This window comes from Caryophanon tenue (assembly GCF_001700315.1).
Lineage (GTDB): Bacteria > Bacillota > Bacilli > Bacillales_A > Planococcaceae > Caryophanon > Caryophanon tenue.
Window position 1 is genome coordinate 14,009 of sequence record NZ_MASJ01000017.1, and the last position, 14,940, is coordinate 28,948.

Annotated in this window: 15 protein-coding genes and 1 riboswitch; of the genes, 5 read left to right on the plus strand and 10 right to left on the minus strand. The window is 40.9% G+C overall.

The genetic code is table 11. The features are described from left to right. The first annotated feature begins 102 nt into the window (after positions 1–102). Together A6M13_RS09230 and A6M13_RS09235 are read left to right on the plus strand one after the other, a co-directional pair. Positions 103–1,302, plus strand: a complete 1,200-nt coding sequence (locus A6M13_RS09230; RefSeq protein WP_066545225.1) for an acetyl-CoA C-acyltransferase — start codon at positions 103–105, stop codon at positions 1,300–1,302. Between the two features lie 28 nt (positions 1,303–1,330). Then, positions 1,331–2,815 (plus strand): GGDEF domain-containing protein, encoded by a 1,485-nt coding sequence (locus A6M13_RS09235; protein ID WP_066545226.1) that lies wholly within the window; start codon positions 1,331–1,333, stop codon positions 2,813–2,815. Between the two features lie 347 nt (positions 2,816–3,162). Here A6M13_RS09235 and A6M13_RS09240 read toward each other — a convergent pair whose 3' ends face one another. Both A6M13_RS09240 and A6M13_RS09245 read right to left on the minus strand, forming a co-directional pair. Further along, complete coding sequence (locus tag A6M13_RS09240) at positions 3,163–3,840, minus strand: DUF554 domain-containing protein (RefSeq protein WP_066545228.1); 678 nt, start codon at positions 3,838–3,840, stop codon at positions 3,163–3,165. Between the two features lie 55 nt (positions 3,841–3,895). Next, positions 3,896–4,702, minus strand: coding sequence for a MerR family transcriptional regulator (locus A6M13_RS09245; RefSeq protein WP_066545229.1), 807 nt, complete (start codon positions 4,700–4,702; stop codon positions 3,896–3,898). Between the two features lie 196 nt (positions 4,703–4,898). Between A6M13_RS09245 and A6M13_RS09250 the strand changes: the two genes are divergently transcribed. Next, on the plus strand, positions 4,899–6,584 hold the full coding sequence (locus A6M13_RS09250; RefSeq protein ID WP_066545230.1) for a methyl-accepting chemotaxis protein: 1,686 nt from the start codon (positions 4,899–4,901) through the stop codon (positions 6,582–6,584). Between the two features lie 69 nt (positions 6,585–6,653). On the opposite strand, the gene A6M13_RS09255 is transcribed toward A6M13_RS09250, so the two are convergent. From A6M13_RS09255 to A6M13_RS09270, 4 genes are read right to left on the minus strand one after another with little or no spacing between them, the layout of a single operon-like run. Then, entirely contained in the window at positions 6,654–7,457 is an 804-nt protein-coding gene (locus A6M13_RS09255) for an ABC transporter ATP-binding protein (RefSeq protein WP_066545235.1), read from the minus strand. Then, positions 7,458–8,489, minus strand: a complete 1,032-nt coding sequence (locus A6M13_RS09260) for a FecCD family ABC transporter permease (protein WP_066545237.1) — start codon at positions 8,487–8,489, stop codon at positions 7,458–7,460. Next, positions 8,486–9,514: a FecCD family ABC transporter permease gene (locus A6M13_RS09265; RefSeq protein ID WP_083998298.1), complete on the minus strand. Its 1,029-nt coding sequence runs from the start codon at positions 9,512–9,514 to the stop codon at positions 8,486–8,488. Before A6M13_RS09265 ends, A6M13_RS09260 begins: the two co-directional genes overlap by 4 nt. After that, positions 9,514–10,557 carry an iron-siderophore ABC transporter substrate-binding protein gene (locus A6M13_RS09270; RefSeq protein WP_066545239.1) on the minus strand — a complete coding sequence of 348 codons (1,044 nt, stop codon included), beginning with the start codon at positions 10,555–10,557 and terminating at the stop codon, positions 9,514–9,516. The genes A6M13_RS09265 and A6M13_RS09270 overlap by 1 nt, the downstream gene beginning before the upstream one ends. 286 nt (positions 10,558–10,843) lie before the next feature. Between A6M13_RS09270 and A6M13_RS09275 the strand changes: the two genes are divergently transcribed. Then, on the plus strand, positions 10,844–11,869 hold the full coding sequence (locus A6M13_RS09275; protein WP_066545242.1) for an NAD(P)/FAD-dependent oxidoreductase: 1,026 nt from the start codon (positions 10,844–10,846) through the stop codon (positions 11,867–11,869). A 25-nt stretch (positions 11,870–11,894) separates the two neighbouring features. Here the strand turns inward: A6M13_RS09275 and A6M13_RS16310 are convergent, their stop codons facing one another. Next, the gene (locus tag A6M13_RS16310; protein WP_169817434.1) at positions 11,895–12,068 is read right to left on the minus strand and encodes a type 2 periplasmic-binding domain-containing protein; all 174 of its coding nucleotides are present in this window, start codon (positions 12,066–12,068) and stop codon (positions 11,895–11,897) included. Between the two features lie 102 nt (positions 12,069–12,170). Between A6M13_RS16310 and A6M13_RS09280 the strand changes: the two genes are divergently transcribed. After that, positions 12,171–12,791, plus strand: coding sequence for a hypothetical protein (locus A6M13_RS09280; RefSeq protein ID WP_066545244.1), 621 nt, complete (start codon positions 12,171–12,173; stop codon positions 12,789–12,791). A 200-nt stretch (positions 12,792–12,991) separates the two neighbouring features. Here A6M13_RS09280 and A6M13_RS09285 read toward each other — a convergent pair whose 3' ends face one another. The 3 genes from A6M13_RS09285 to queF are packed head-to-tail and all read right to left on the minus strand — an operon-like array spanning position 12,992 to position 14,702. Further along, positions 12,992–13,534, minus strand: a complete 543-nt coding sequence (locus tag A6M13_RS09285; RefSeq protein ID WP_066545246.1) for a VUT family protein — start codon at positions 13,532–13,534, stop codon at positions 12,992–12,994. Next, positions 13,535–14,188: a 7-cyano-7-deazaguanine synthase QueC gene (gene queC, locus A6M13_RS09290; protein ID WP_066545248.1), complete on the minus strand. Its 654-nt coding sequence runs from the start codon at positions 14,186–14,188 to the stop codon at positions 13,535–13,537. It abuts the gene before it with no gap. A gap of 13 nt (positions 14,189–14,201) precedes the next feature. After that, positions 14,202–14,702 carry a preQ(1) synthase gene (gene queF, locus A6M13_RS09295; RefSeq protein ID WP_066545250.1) on the minus strand — a complete coding sequence of 167 codons (501 nt, stop codon included), beginning with the start codon at positions 14,700–14,702 and terminating at the stop codon, positions 14,202–14,204. A gap of 116 nt (positions 14,703–14,818) precedes the next feature. After that, a riboswitch (PreQ1 riboswitch) is annotated at positions 14,819–14,865 on the minus strand. Between the last annotated feature and the right edge of the window lie 75 nt (positions 14,866–14,940).

Sequence of the window (14,940 nt, forward strand, 5' to 3'; positions counted from 1 at the left end):
GAAAAAATGACTTTTTATTTAGAGAAGAATGTATAATAATGTAAAGAATGTCCCGTTTTGATGAAAGGTGAATAAAGTAATCTAACGAAAAGGGTGATACAGATGGAACATGTTTATATTGTAGAAGCTGTACGCACACCGATTGGCAAGTATAATGGTGTGTTTCGTCATATTCGTCCAGATGATTTAGCAGCACTCGTATTAAAAGAAATAGCCGCGCGTCAGCCAGCGTTGCAGCTATTACATATTGATGATGTTATTTTTGGCAATGTTAATCAAGCAGGTGAGGATAATCGAAATGTTGCGCGAATGGCCACACTGCTTGCAGGCTATCCTCAAGAGGTAAGTGCAACAACCATCAATCGTTTATGTGGCTCAGGTTTAGATGCCATTAGTTACGGTGCGCGTGCAATTCGTGCAGGTGAAGCGGATGTAGTCATTGCTGGTGGTGTTGAAAGTATGACACGTGCTCCGTTTGTGATGGCAAAACCCTCACAGGCATTTCCGCGTGGTTCGATGGAGATGTTTGATACAACGATTGGCTGGCGTTTTGTTAATCCAAAACTAGAGGCAATGTACGGGGCAGATGCGATGCCACAAACAGCTGAAAATATTGCACAGCGCTACAACATTTCGAAAGAACGTCAAAATGAATTTGCCGCAAGAAGTCAACAAAAGGCGCAGCAAGCCATTCGTAAACATCATTTTGCACGCGAAATAATGGCGGTAATGGGGCATGATGCGCAAGGAAACGAAATATGCGTGACCCAAGATGAAAACCCACGTCCGAATGTGACAGCTGAAGGTCTTCAAGATGTGCCGCCGTTGTTTAACGGGGGTACGGTCACGGCTGCGACGTCTTCAGGTATTAATGACGGAGCAGCAGCTGTACTGTTAATGAGTGAACGGTATATGAAAAAGCATGGTTTTACGCCACTCGCAAAATATAGCGGTAGTGCAACAGCAGGGGTTGAACCAGCTGTAATGGGGCTTGGACCAATTGCCGCCACTAATAAACTATGTAAGCAACTGAACATCGATATCGCACAGTTTGACATCATTGAACTAAATGAAGCGTTTGCGGCACAAGCAATCGCTTGTATCGATGCACTGCAGCTAGATGAGGCACGCGTCAATATAAACGGTGGTGCCATTGCACTTGGGCATCCAATTGGAGCGAGTGGTGCACGTATTATGACGACACTTCTTTATACGATGCAGCGACAACAAGCAGCAAGAGGCTTAGCTACAATGTGTATCGGTGTTGGGCAAGGGATTGCTCTTGCGATTGAAGCGCCATGAAGGCATTACAAAAGGTGGTTGACGGTAAATGAGAAGCTTATTAGTAAAAGTGTTCATTAGTATCGCAACCTTTACAGCCATTTTAATTATCATTATGTCACTTGTGACGAATCAAGCGATGCACCGCAATATTATTGAGCAGCAGCAAGAGGCGGAGCGAAATATAGAAGAGCATATTATTTCACAATTGCGCGAGATGGATAGTGCCCATGCTTATTTTGCACAGATAGAAGATGAACAAATGGAAAAAGGTTTGTACGAACTACGTGAATATTATGAACAAAATCCTGATTTTTCAACATGGGATTTAGCTGCGATAAAAGAAGATATTGGTGCACGTGAATTTTATGTGATTGACGCGAATAATCGTATTGTCATTACAACACATGCTCCGAGCGTTGGGATGGATTTTAATGAGTGTTGTACGGAGTTTGTACGGTTAATTCAAGAACGACTGCAAACAGATGAATTTTATTTCGATGGCTTAGAAAATTCAGCAGCGACACGCGATGCTTGGATGTATAGTTATTTGCCGACAAAAGACCATCAATATTTATTAGAGTATGGTATCCGGTTTGGTGATACATCAGTATCGAAGCACTTTAGCTATGAATCGACTGTTGAAAATTTAACGAAAATCTACACACAGCTTATCGATTTACGCATTATGACGATAGAAGGTTTTGTGTTAAATACAACTCCTGACTTTATGACAATTGATGATACCGATGAAAAATTACAGCATGCGTATAACGAAGCAGTAGATAAACAAAAAACGATGACTGTCGTGCAACAACTGGCAGATGGATATGTTGAAACGCATCGCTTTATTCCATATGAAGCAGAAGAAGCACGCGGGAATGCGACGCAGCGTATCATTTATGCCAAATATGATAATTCAACGGCACTCGCTTTATTGCAGCGCAATGAAGCGACATTAAAATGGATGCTTGTGCTCGGGATTGTTACGTCTCTTATTGTGCTCTTTATTATTTTGAAGCTCTTTAGTAAAACGATTCGTTTAGCAACATATGACGTTTTAACAGGTGCGTACAACCGTGCATCGTATTTGCAGTATATGGACGAAATTATTTCAAGCCGTAATAAATATCCGATTGGGCTAATGCTAATCGACTTAGATAATTTCAAGCAATTGAATGACCAATACGGGCATGCTGCAGGAGATGAAGTTTTGCAAGAGCTTGTGATGTTATTAAAAGAAGCCGTTGGGAAATCTGGTTATGTTGTACGCTTTGGCGGTGACGAATTTGCGATTGTGTTTGAGAAAGCAACACCGGACTTATTACATCAGTATGCCAATGCGATTTTAAAGAAGGTACGTGCAAAGCATGAGGACAATATAAAATGGACGAATTTGTCGGTTAGTATTGGCGCTGTTACACAGCACGAGCTGACGGAGCCAGAAGCAGATTTATTTAAACGCGCAGACACTGCGTTATATGAATCAAAAGAAACGGGGAAAAATCGCGCAACGATTCGATTTATTGCGTAATCAATATAGAGTATGAGACAAAAAGAAATATCCTTCAGCCGTTGTCGTCGCTGAAGGATATTTTTCTGCTTTAGGTGCTACTCCACATAGCGGACGCGTTTCGCAGGCATGGCTTGAGGCAAACACGATGTTTGTCACATCTGCCCTGCCACACGACGTGGCGTTCTTGGCAGATGTTCCTCTTAGTAGTCTCAAGCGCATGCTCCTGCGGTTACTCGTCGCAGAAAAACATTGCTTTTCCTGCTGAAGTCGCCGCTTGTGTCGGGACGCATCCGCACATTCTTATCATCTCAACACACTTATTTTCATCAGAAATAGGGTTTTGTCCCATCCTCTTTCCATCGTGTTTAAAATAATGCTACAACTAAAAACCACATCACTGGCACAACTAAAGCGGGTAATAAATTTAATGATTTACTATCTTTAATGCCTAAAATGGCTAAGCCTGAGCTTAAAATAAGGACGCCCCCGACAATTGAAATTTCTGTCATTAGCGCATCCGTTAAAAATGGCTCAATATAAATTGCTGCCAAATATAAACTGCCTTGCCACATGAATAAGACGATGGCAGATAGCGCAATGCCGAAGCCATATGTCGCTGCAAGTGCCATCGACGTCACTAAATCAAGTGTGGCATTTGTGAATAAGTATGTATGGTTGTCGTAAAGTGCGCTTTCAATCGGTCCGAGAATCGATAGCGTACCGACACAAAATAATAAAATAGCAGTTGACAAACCTTTACTTAACTCACTTTTCGCAAAGCGTCCAACGAATCGTTGAAACGCAGCATCAATATTGAGTATTGTACCGACAAGACCACCAATTGCTAAACTCATAATAAATAGCACAGGATACTGGCTATGTGGCATATTTTGCACGACAGCATTTATGCCGAGCACGGTTGCTGAAAACCCCATTGCTGTAAACAGTGCCGTTTGATATTCCTCTTTAATGCCCTTTTTTAACCAGCTGCCAACTGCACTTCCGATAAGAATGGCAACTACGTTTGTCATCGTTCCAATCATATGTATTCTCCTACCTTTCTTCTCTATCATCATAAACATTCAAGTTACATGAATGTCAATCTAAAAGAGGTAGTTGAATTTCTGTAATAAATTGTTGCGGATTTTGTGAAAGTCCATCGTCAATATAAGTAATTTCTAGTGCTTGCCCGTTAATCGTTAATTGTTCATCCTCAATGAATTGTAGTAATTGTGCATAGTACGGAGCAGCATCTGCATGCTTACCATGAAAGCGTATTGTAGCATATGTGCCAGCAGGTAACATAAGCATGTCGTCGACTACGTGCTGTTCAAGTAATAAAAAAATACCGTCATAAACAAGTGGTGCATCGGAACGCAGCGATGTTTCTGCTAAGCGAACACCAATTTTTCCTAAAAAGACAGACGCATGTAGCCCTGCTTTATTTTCTAATACGCGAATGGCTAGCTCTAAATCTGCTTGTTGATGGAGTGTTTGCTCCAGGAAGAGACAGGAGCGTTCCGGTAAGTGCCGAAGCATCACTTTTCCAGTAGGAGTTGTAAGTGCGGCAGTAATCTCTACAATACGTTGGTTGATCGTTTGTTGAATGTGCTGTAGCTCCGTAATTTTTTGTTCGGTAATATGCCGCTGTTGTATAAGCTGTTCGATTAATTCATACGGGTCGCGTGCATGGACAAATTGTTGAATCGCTTCTAAGGATAAACCTAATGCTTGTAAATATTTAATAGTATTTAGCTGTTCAAAATGTTGTGTCGTGAAGTAGCGATACCCCGTTTGAGGGTCTACTTTTACAGGGATTAATAAACCGATATCACAATAGTAGCGAATGGCACTGGTTTTTACTTGAAAAAGCTTAGCGATATCACCTATTGAAAAAAGTTGCATATGAAAACGTCCTTTTACAAATTACTATAGATGTTAGTATAACAGAAAAAAATGATGTATAAAAAATACAAATATTTGTAGTAACAGCATATTTTTTATTTGTTTATAACAAATTTTGTACATTTTAAAAGGGGAAGCATCATTTTGCAGCATACATACCGATGTAACAAGTGATAGGAAGGGGAGGGGTTGTACGATGAGTATTGCGAAACGATTGAGTCTGTCATTTTATGCGGTATTGGGCGTTGTGCTTATTTTATCAGCAGTGACATACTTTAATATGAATCGTGTAGAAGGATTAGTTGAAAACACAATGGATTCACGTATAAATCAAGTGCGTCTTGTAGATGAAATTCGTGTAGATTTAGGCATGCAGGGGTTATACGCACGCCAATTAGTAATTGAAAATTCAACAGAAAATCAAGCATTATTGTTGGATTATATGCAACAAGTTGACGAAAGTATCGCCACATTAAAAACATATTTTACCTCAACAGAAATGACAAATTATTGGGAAGAAATTAGTATATATAATGAACAGTTTAACAATGCAGCCGCGACATTAATGGCTTATGTAGACGAAAATAATGTAACGTCTGCGGCGCAACTTCTGACAGGAGAGTTAGAGGAATCGAACACAGCGATTTTAACTGTTGCGCAAGAAATGTTAGCATATCAAGACCAACAACTAGAAAGCAATAAAGATGGTGTATACGAAGCGGTGGCAACATCGAATATTACCTCAATCAGCTTACTGATTGTGAGTGTACTATTAGTTCTTTGGTTAATTCAATTTATTCGTAAAACCGTTACGCTGCGTTTACAGCAATTAGAGCAAGGGGCAAAAGTATTAGCGGCAGGTGATTTAACGCAAAAAGATTTTGATGTGAACTATCATGATGAAATTGGGGCAATTGCCGCGACATTTAATACGTTAAAAAATAATTTACATTCGCTTGTACATAATTTACAACTGAATGCGCAACAAGTGAGTGCTTCTGCACAACAATTATCAGCAAGTACAGAGGAAGTATCCGCCAGTGCTGAAGATATTTCAGGTCGTCTTCATGAAGCCGTCAATTTAAATGAAGGTGGAGCAGTTGCATCTCAGGAAAGTGCACTGGCTGTTGAAGAAGCAGCGCAAGGCGTTCATCGGATTGCTGAAGCGTCACAAGTTTTACAAAATAGCGCATTGGATGCAAATCAGTTAGCAACAAATGGTGCTGAAACGATTCACACAGCACAACAACGTATGAGCGAGATTCAAGCATCGACAACAGATGTTAATGTGCTTGTTAAAAAACTAGCTACGCAAATCGACGAGATTGAACATATTTCATCGGTGATTACAGGCATTACCGATCAAACGAATTTACTGGCGTTGAATGCAGCGATTGAAGCAGCTCGGGCAGGGGATGCAGGTAAAGGATTTGCAGTTGTTGCCGATGAAGTTCGAAAACTAGCAGAAGAGTCAAAGCAATCCGCTGCGATGATAACGCAATTAACGACAGAAATTAAAAAAGACACGTACAACGTCGCGACAGCGGTTGACCAATCAACACATGCGGTGGACGACGGGGTTATCGTCATTGAAGAAGCTGGACAAGCGTTTACGAACATTACAAATGCCGTTGCTCATATACATGCACAAATTCAAGAAATTTCTGCTACATCGGAAGAGATGTCAGCCGGTACAGAGGAAATATCTGCTTCTGTGCATGAAATTTCAACACTAGCGCAAGATTCTACACAAAATTTACGTGCTGTCTCTGCAGCGACACAAGAACAAACAACAACAATGGAGCAAGTGACGATTATTGCCGCGGACCTTGCAAAAAATGCAACAGAACTAGAACAAGAAGCGCACCAATTTAAAGTGTAATGGACAAATGAAAGCCCACTGGTATATCAGTGGGCTTTTTCTACATAAAAAATAAATGTATTAATGTCTTTATTTATTTGTGTGATGGCGACCAATTGGAATAATCAGCGGTGTTTGTGACACAGGATCGTCAATGACCTGACATTTTAGTTGAAATACATCGTCAATTAATGCGCTTGTCAAAATAGTAGCCGGCGTACCTTCAGCAACGAGTTGCCCATCTTTTAATGCAAATAAATAATCGGCATAGCGTGCGGACAAATTAATATCATGTAACACCATAATAATGGTTGTTCCGTGTTTTTTGTTTAAATCCGTTAATAAATCTAAAATTTCAATTTGATACGTAATATCGAGATACGTTGTTGGCTCATCCAAAAATAAAATATCGGTTTGCTGGGCAAGCGCCATCGCAATCCATACACGTTGGCGTTGTCCGCCCGATAATTCATCAATATGACGGTCTGCAAACGCTGAAATATTCATTAAGTCGAGTGCTTCTGCTACCGCTTCATAATCTTTCTTCGTCCAGCCTTTTAATAATGACTGATGAGGGTAACGCCCACGACCGACTAAATCGGCTACGGTAATGCCTTCTGGTACAACCGGTGACTGCGGAAGTAAACCGACCGTACGAGCGAGCTGTTTAGACGGAATCGTATGAATGGATTTGCCATCTAATACAACTTCACCTCCAGACGGTTTGATTAAGCGAGCCATCGTTTTCAGCAGTGTGGATTTACCACAACCGTTTGCGCCAATAATAATGCTCATTTGATTGCTTGGAATCGAAAGGCTAATGTTATCTAAAATAATGCGTTCATCATAGCCAGATGTTAGTTGCTTTGCGGCAAATGTATGGGCAGTTGTCAATTAAATATCCCCCTTTCGATTAATACGAATTAATAAGTAAATTAAATAAGGTGCACCGATAATGCCTGTAATGACACCAACCGGATAACGAGCTGTAAACGCAAACTGTCCGATTAAGTCAGCGGCAAGTACTAAAATAACACCGACTAATCCAGCCGGCAGCAGTGCAGAGAAGCCATGCCCAACTAATCGTTTGGCAATAGGACCTGCTAAAAAGGCAACAAACGCAATCGGTCCAGTCGTCGCTGTTGCGAGTGCAAGAATGATAACAGCGCTAACTAATAAGAGAACACGACTTTTATTTGTATCGACACCAAGAGCAGTCGCTGTCTGTTCGCCAAGTTCTAATATCGCTAAGCGTTTGCTTAACATCAAAATAATCGGTGTGAAAATGAAAACAGCCACTACAAGAGGCGTGAGTGTTTCCATCTTCGCGCCGTTAAGACTGCCGCTTAACCAACGCATCGCCGTCGGTAAATCATGCGTGTTGCCGATTAATAATAAATAGTTAATAAACGCCGTGAGCATCGCTTGAATACCAATCCCAATTAAGATTAAACGTCCAATGGAAAAGGAAGAGCCTTTTGATAAGAAGAAAATTGCGATGACGGTAATTAAACCACCAATCACTGAAGCAATAGAAATCATTGTGTTACTGGCTTGTAAAACAATAATGCAAAATACAGCAGCGGCACTTGACCCGCTCGTAATGCCGATAACGTTTGGGTTGGCTAAAGGATTGCGCAACATCGTTTGGAAGACATAGCCACCAAGGCCGAATGCAAAGCCTGCGAATAACCCAGCAAGCATACGAGGTAGACGAATGGTCCCAACAGCGAATGAAGCACCTTGTACGTCCTCGCCTAGAAGTACACGAATGACATCAGAAACGGGATAAATCGTATTTCCGAGCATCAGCATAGCGACGCAAAGGACAAGACTAATCGATGCTAATAAAGTTGTCAGCCATACAAAACGGCGTTTACGTTTTTGCTTTGCGGCAATAATAGATTGCATTGTGAAGTTTGTCATAAGGCACGTATTTTCGCTTTCATTGTAATTAAGATTAAAATGGGTGCACCAATAAATGCGGTTAAAATCCCAACTTCCAATTCTCCAGGGCTGCCAAGTAAACGACCAGCTACATCAGAGCAGGTTAAAATGATGCCACCGACAAAAGCTGAAAGCGGGAGAATATAACGAATATCTGGTCCAATAACTAACCGTACAACATGTGTCGCTAGTAAGCCGATAAACCCAATCGGCCCCGCAAGCGCGGTAGCTACACCACAAAGAAGTACACCTGCAAAGGCTGCGAATAAACGAATCATACCCGTATTAACGCCTAAGCCTGTTGCTACATCATCGCCGAGCGCAAGTGCATTTAATGCAGGTGCAGTCAGAAGCGCAATCGCAATACCCACGAGTAGAAATGGTATGAACAGTTGAATAAGGTCCCAGTTCCCAGCGCCGACACTTCCTACTTGCCAAAAGCGAAACTCATCCATAACGTTTGTACGGGGAATCATAATCGCTGTGACAAGCGATGATAAAATCGCACTTGTCGCTGCTCCGGCTAATACAAGTTTTAATGGCGTTGCGCCACTCGCGCCGAGCGAACCGATTGTAAACACAAAAATAGCAGTAATCATTGCCCCTGCTATCGCTAACCAAATATATTCATTTGCTGTACTAATATTAAAAAAAGCAATGCCACACACCACAAATAATGCGGCGCCTGTATTGACCCCTAAAATACTTGGGTCGGCAATTGGATTGCGCGTCACAGATTGCATCAGTGCCCCAGAAACACCGAGTGCCGCTCCGCACATAAAACTAAAAATCGTTCGGACAATTCGTTGTCGTACAACAATGGCTTCATGGGATTGGACATCTGGAGAAAATAGTCCATCCATCAGTCCATCCCAGCCAATTGTACGAGCACCAAATGCCAATGATGCCATCACGGAAACAATGAGTAATATGACGAATAACACCGTAACTTTCCAAAGATGTTTCGGTACGTGAGAAGGCATCGTTGCTCGTAAACGTGTCATTATTGAATGTTTGTTGCAACGTCTGAGATTAATGATACGTACTCGTCAATTGTGTACTCAATTGATAGTGGGTTTGGATTTCCGGCAGCAGCCAGTGGTGTGTTGTCTTCAATAATCACAACATTGCCATTTGCGATAGCTGGAATTTTCCCTAAAATTGGGTCTGCTTGTAATGCAGGTAATGTTTCGTCTGTGCCGTAAGCAATGAAAATATCGACATCTGTAAATGTATCTGTATTTTCTGCGCTTAACTCGATGTAGAAGCTTTCCTCATCCGCTACTTGTGCTTGAATGCTTGCAGGATATTCCATCCCTAAATCTGTTAACAGCTCGCCGCGTGGGTCAGCTGGTGTGTACACATAAAACTTCGATAAATCTGTTGTGTTAAACATTGCGAATGCTGCTTTCTTACCTTTAATATTGTCATATTTATTTGCGGTATCTGCAATTAACTGCTCGGTATCTTTAATTAATTGTTCGCCTTCTTTTTCCATTCCCATAGCGATAGCATTGTATTTTACTTGTTCACGCCATGAAGCAACCCAAGGCGTTTCTTGGTACGCTACAACGGGTGCGATTTGCGTTAATGTTTCATATTCTTCAGGTGTAATACCTGAATAAGCGGCTAAAATAACATCCGGATTTGAATCCGCAATGGCTTCAAAGTCTAGCCCATCTGTATCTTGATAAACGTTTGGCTCGTCTTCACCAAGCTCGTTTAGTTTAGCTTCTGTCCACGGTAAAATACTGCTGCCATCTGCCACACCGTAGTTTGCTGCTGAAAAGCCAACAGGAACAACACCTAAAGCTAACGCAACGTCATGATTCGCCCATGCGATTGTTGCGACACGTTCTGGTTTTTCTTCGATCACGGCTTCACCAAGCGCGTGTGTCACTGTAATTGGATATTGCTGCTGTTCAGTTGCTGTTTCTTCGACTGATGTGTCCGTTGTATCTGTAGTTTCTTCTGTTGATGAATCTGAGCAAGCTGCTAATGCGAATGTTAACGTTGCAGCTAACGGGAGTAACCAAGATTTTTTCATATGTAATTCCTCGCTTTATTTATATTTCTCAGTGATAATCATTATCACTCGCTTAGAAAATAATACGCTTTTTTGGCAGAAAGTCAATATTTTTTTATTTATTTCTGCGTATGTTCACGAGTTTTCTTATAGATGCGTTAAAAATATGCACAGATGTCAGTGAAACATAAAGATGGCGAGACGGACAATCGTTTGACAAGTTACGCTTGTTTTTGTAATGTTATTGAAAAAGATTCTCATTATCGATAGATGCGAACAGAACAGCTAGATTAGAGGAGTGAGTAGAATGAATGTGTATGACGTGACAATTATTGGTGGCGGTCCAGCCGGTTTATATAGCGCTTTTTATAGTGGTATGCGCGATTTGAAAACAAAAATTATTGAATTCCATCCGCAGCTTGGTGGAAAAATCAATATTTTTTTAGAAAAGATGCTATGGGATGTGGGCGGACAACCACCGATTGTTGCGCACCGTTTCGTTGAAAACTTAATTGAGCAAGCGATGACGTTTGAGCCAACTGTTTGTCTCAGTCAAAAGGTGAATTTAATTGAACGTCAAAACGATGTGTTTGTATTAACGACCGAAGCAGGCGAAGTCCATTATTCAAAGACGGTCATTATTGCCATTGGCGGGGGGATTTTTAAACCGATTAAGCTTGAAATTAATGGCGCTGAAAAATATGAAATGACGAACTTACATTATACCATTAATGGTATTGAACGTTTTAAAGATAGGCATGTATTACTGTCTGGTGGAGGAAATGCAGCCATTGATTGGGCTGTGGAGTTGTTACCAATTGCTAAAAAAATTACGGTCATTTATCGCAATGAGGAACTAAAAGCGCACGAGGCACAAATTAAAAAACTGACGCAGCACGGAGTAGACATTTTACTACATACAGAAATTGATGCGTTAGTATCGAATGCTGAAAAAACAGCGATTGAAAAGGTTGTATTACAACAGCATGGGCAACAATCTACACATTCATTTGATGAGGTGCTTGTATGTCACGGGTACAACCGCGAAGTATCATTGGCGTTTGCCGAAGGACTGCAACCTGTACGACTAGAGAATCAGTTATTTGAAAGTCAAGGACAATGTAAAACAACGGTTCCAGGAATTTTTGCAGTCGGCGATATTGTGTCGTATACGGATAAAGTCTATTTACTTGTAGGAACGTTCCAGGATGCTGTGTTAGCGGTAAATAGCGCAAAAGCTTATTTAGAGCCAGATGCGAATAGTTATGCGATGGTGTCATCTCATAATGAAAAGTTTAAAGAGCGTAATCAAAAAATTTTAGCTAAGGTATAGGAAGAAAAGAAGACTAGTCATCGGGCTAGTCTTCTTTTTGTGCAGTTTTTTGACGGAAATAATCATGGCAATGCTCAATAAATGCTTTAGAAATGGTCGTTTCATAGCTATAGCGATGCTTCAGTAAACCGATTGTTCGCGTGAAGCGACCGTTTTGAATTTTGACATGTTTTAAGCGGTTTTCATATAAATCGACCAAAAACGTATAACAAAAGGTCGTCTCACCTAGAGTGAGGCGGTTTTTTTATGGTATAATTTTTCTGAATATTGTTATAACATAGACATGGAAGGAGTTGGAGATATGCTGAAAACGATTTTAATCTATTTAGTCATTGGCGCAAGTGTCGGCGTAGTTGTTGCGATGCTGGATTTGCCGATTTATGTAGTATGGATTATTTTAATCGCGTTTATGCTGTGGAGTATGGGGCGCATTATATATGTATCGACAGCTGCAACCGACTTACGGGCGATTGAAAAGTTTGTGGATAAACATCAGAAAGATCCCGTATATGCGTATTTACATAAGCTACGTGATGGCACAAATGATGAGTTAAAAGATGCAGTGCAGCAAGTATTACAGAAGCATAAAAATGGCAAGTACCACGCTGCTTATGGAATGGTAAGCGCTATGTTAGAAGAGGATTTTGAAGCAGCGCAACGCTACAACAATGTGTTATTACCAGAAGAGAATGGCCGTTATAATGCGACGATTATTCAAATTTTAGCAGGGAACGAACTACATACAAAAGAACAATTTTCAAAGCCGTGGATGAATACGAGTATTGAAGCACATCAAGCGTATATGAAAAGAGATGCGGCGTATTTCCGTGATTTAGCCCAAGAAGCAGTTGAACAAACAAAAGGCGTTCAACGTTATATTAATCATTATTCGTTTCAGCGTATGATGGATAAATTAATATAAGGTTAGATGAAATGAGTTTGGGACAGAAGCTGAAAACCGCAAACCAACAGATGTCGGTTTGCGGTTTTTTGATAGTAGCGAGGTTCGTTTCGATGGACGATTTCCGAGTGAGTCACCATTTTCACGCCCTCGCCAACATATTGGTTGATGAAAAATAACATAGAACGCAATATCAGATCAATACAAATGAAACTTTATCGTTAGACGGGTAGCTTTGCTGTACGTTCTTTGTACGCAAGGCCTTGCGCTAAAATCAGTGCGCCAATCATTTGAATAACAGTTTTGACGATGATTTGCCCCATGATCGCAGCAGGTACCGCTTCCCATGGTAAGAAATTTGCGCCAAGTGGACTTAAGCCAATGACAACAAATACAACCGAATCGAAAAAGCCTCCAATGGTCCCACTATAAAAGACGCGCCAAGCCATTGGTAATTTTAAGCGTGTATAAATCTCCGTATCGGCTGTTTCAGCAATCGCAAATGATAAAGCAGAAGCTGCGACAATCATCAGCGTATCACCTAATGAGTAAGATACAGCGGCAGATAAAACAAGCGCTGTTAAAATAAAGAAGTATGTTTTTTTACGTCCGTATTTATTTTGTACGAGGTCACGTAAAATAAAAGTCGCCCCAACAAATAATGTCCCCATAGGTACGATAAACATGCCAAATTGAAGCGGTGCAAAATGTGCCGTGACAACGTTTGCAGTCACAATCGCAAGTAAGTAAAAGACAATGCGCATTTATTGTACCTCCTGCAAGTATGTCGTTAAACCATTTTGGCGTAATTGACAGGCAGGGCATGTCCCACAACCATCTGCAATAATGCCGTTATAGCATGTTAGCGTTTGTTCGCGAATGAAATCAAAGGCATTTAACGTATCTGCAAGTGCCCATGTTTGTGCTTTCGTTAGCCACATAAGTGGTGTATGAATGACAACAGGTGCATCAAGTGCAAGCTCTAATGTGACATTCAGTGATTTAATAAATGTATCCCGACAATCTGGATAGCCGCTAAAATCTGTTTCACACACACCTGTTACGAGATGCTTTGCGCCGATTTGCTGTGCTAACACGCCAGCAAATGATAAAAATAATAAGTTACGCCCCGGTACGAATGTGGAAGGGAGCGACTCTTCATCGCCATCTGTAATGGCAATATCATCACGTGTTAGTGCATTTACAGTGAGTTGCCCAAGTAGCGACATATCTAAAATGTGATGGCGTATGCCAAGCTGTGCTGCGATACGTTTGGCGCAGTCAATTTCAGCCGTATGTCGTTGCCCATAATCAAACGTTACCGCTTCAACTTCCCCGAACTGCTCCATTGCCCAGAACAGACATGTTGTACTATCTTGCCCACCGCTAAAGACAATTAATGCTTTTTGTTGTTTCATATGGCAGCTCCTCCTATCGGTTATCGATTGTTTCAGGATTCATATCATGATTCATTAAACGATAGTGTGCGATTTCCTCGTACTTTGTCCCAGGTCGTCCATAGTTACACCAAGGGTCAATTGAAATGCCGCCACGTGGTGTGAATTTGCCCCATACTTCGATATAGCGAGGGTTAAGTAGTTTGATTAAGTCATCCATAATGATGTTGACGCAGTCTTCGTGGAAATCGCCGTGATTACGGAAGCTAAATAAATATAATTTTAACGATTTGCTTTCCACAATTTGTTCATCCGGCACATAGGAAATATACATTGTGGCGAAGTCTGGTTGGTTTGTAATTGGACAAAGACTTGTAAATTCAGGGCAGTTGAATTTGACGAAATAATCGCGCCCTGTATGCTTGTTTGGAACTGCTTCTAATACTTCCGGTGCGTATGAGAAAGCATATTGTACGTTTTGATTTCCGAGTAAGGTTAAATCTTGTAATCCTTCTGTTTGTTTACGTGTAGACATAAAAAAATCCCCCTAAAAGTAAATTGGAAACTTTCGGAGGAGAGGGCATTCTATAGAAACAAGCATACATGTATGAAAAAAAGCCATGTCCGTGTATGGACATGGCGTAACGTCATGTATCCATAGTTTTTTATAGAGGGTATGCGCTATGAACCTCTCCTGATTGAAGTTTCAGGTATGTAATGTTGACAATCATATAAGTGATTGCATCTTTTGTCAACATTTTTATTGCTCGACA

Bases quoted from the DNA above. Each gene is read 5' to 3' on its own strand.
- A6M13_RS09265 (WP_083998298.1), bottom strand. From the start codon at position 9,514: ATGACACGTTTACGAGCAACGATGCCTTCTCACGTACCGAAACATCTT.
- A6M13_RS09230 (WP_066545225.1), top strand. From the start codon at position 103: ATGGAACATGTTTATATTGTAGAAGCTGTACGCACACCGATTGGCAAG.
- A6M13_RS09240 (WP_066545228.1), bottom strand. From the start codon at position 3,840: ATGATTGGAACGATGACAAACGTAGTTGCCATTCTTATCGGAAGTGCA.
- A6M13_RS09280 (WP_066545244.1), top strand. From the start codon at position 12,171: ATGCTGAAAACGATTTTAATCTATTTAGTCATTGGCGCAAGTGTCGGC.
- A6M13_RS09285 (WP_066545246.1), bottom strand. From the start codon at position 13,534: ATGCGCATTGTCTTTTACTTACTTGCGATTGTGACTGCAAACGTTGTC.
- queC (WP_066545248.1), bottom strand. From the start codon at position 14,188: ATGAAACAACAAAAAGCATTAATTGTCTTTAGCGGTGGGCAAGATAGT.
- A6M13_RS09275 (WP_066545242.1), top strand. From the start codon at position 10,844: ATGAATGTGTATGACGTGACAATTATTGGTGGCGGTCCAGCCGGTTTA.
- queF (WP_066545250.1), bottom strand. From the start codon at position 14,702: ATGTCTACACGTAAACAAACAGAAGGATTACAAGATTTAACCTTACTC.
- A6M13_RS09270 (WP_066545239.1), bottom strand. From the start codon at position 10,557: ATGAAAAAATCTTGGTTACTCCCGTTAGCTGCAACGTTAACATTCGCA.
- A6M13_RS09250 (WP_066545230.1), top strand. From the start codon at position 4,899: ATGAGTATTGCGAAACGATTGAGTCTGTCATTTTATGCGGTATTGGGC.
- A6M13_RS09260 (WP_066545237.1), bottom strand. From the start codon at position 8,489: ATGACAAACTTCACAATGCAATCTATTATTGCCGCAAAGCAAAAACGT.
- A6M13_RS09235 (WP_066545226.1), top strand. From the start codon at position 1,331: ATGAGAAGCTTATTAGTAAAAGTGTTCATTAGTATCGCAACCTTTACA.
- A6M13_RS09245 (WP_066545229.1), bottom strand. From the start codon at position 4,702: ATGCAACTTTTTTCAATAGGTGATATCGCTAAGCTTTTTCAAGTAAAA.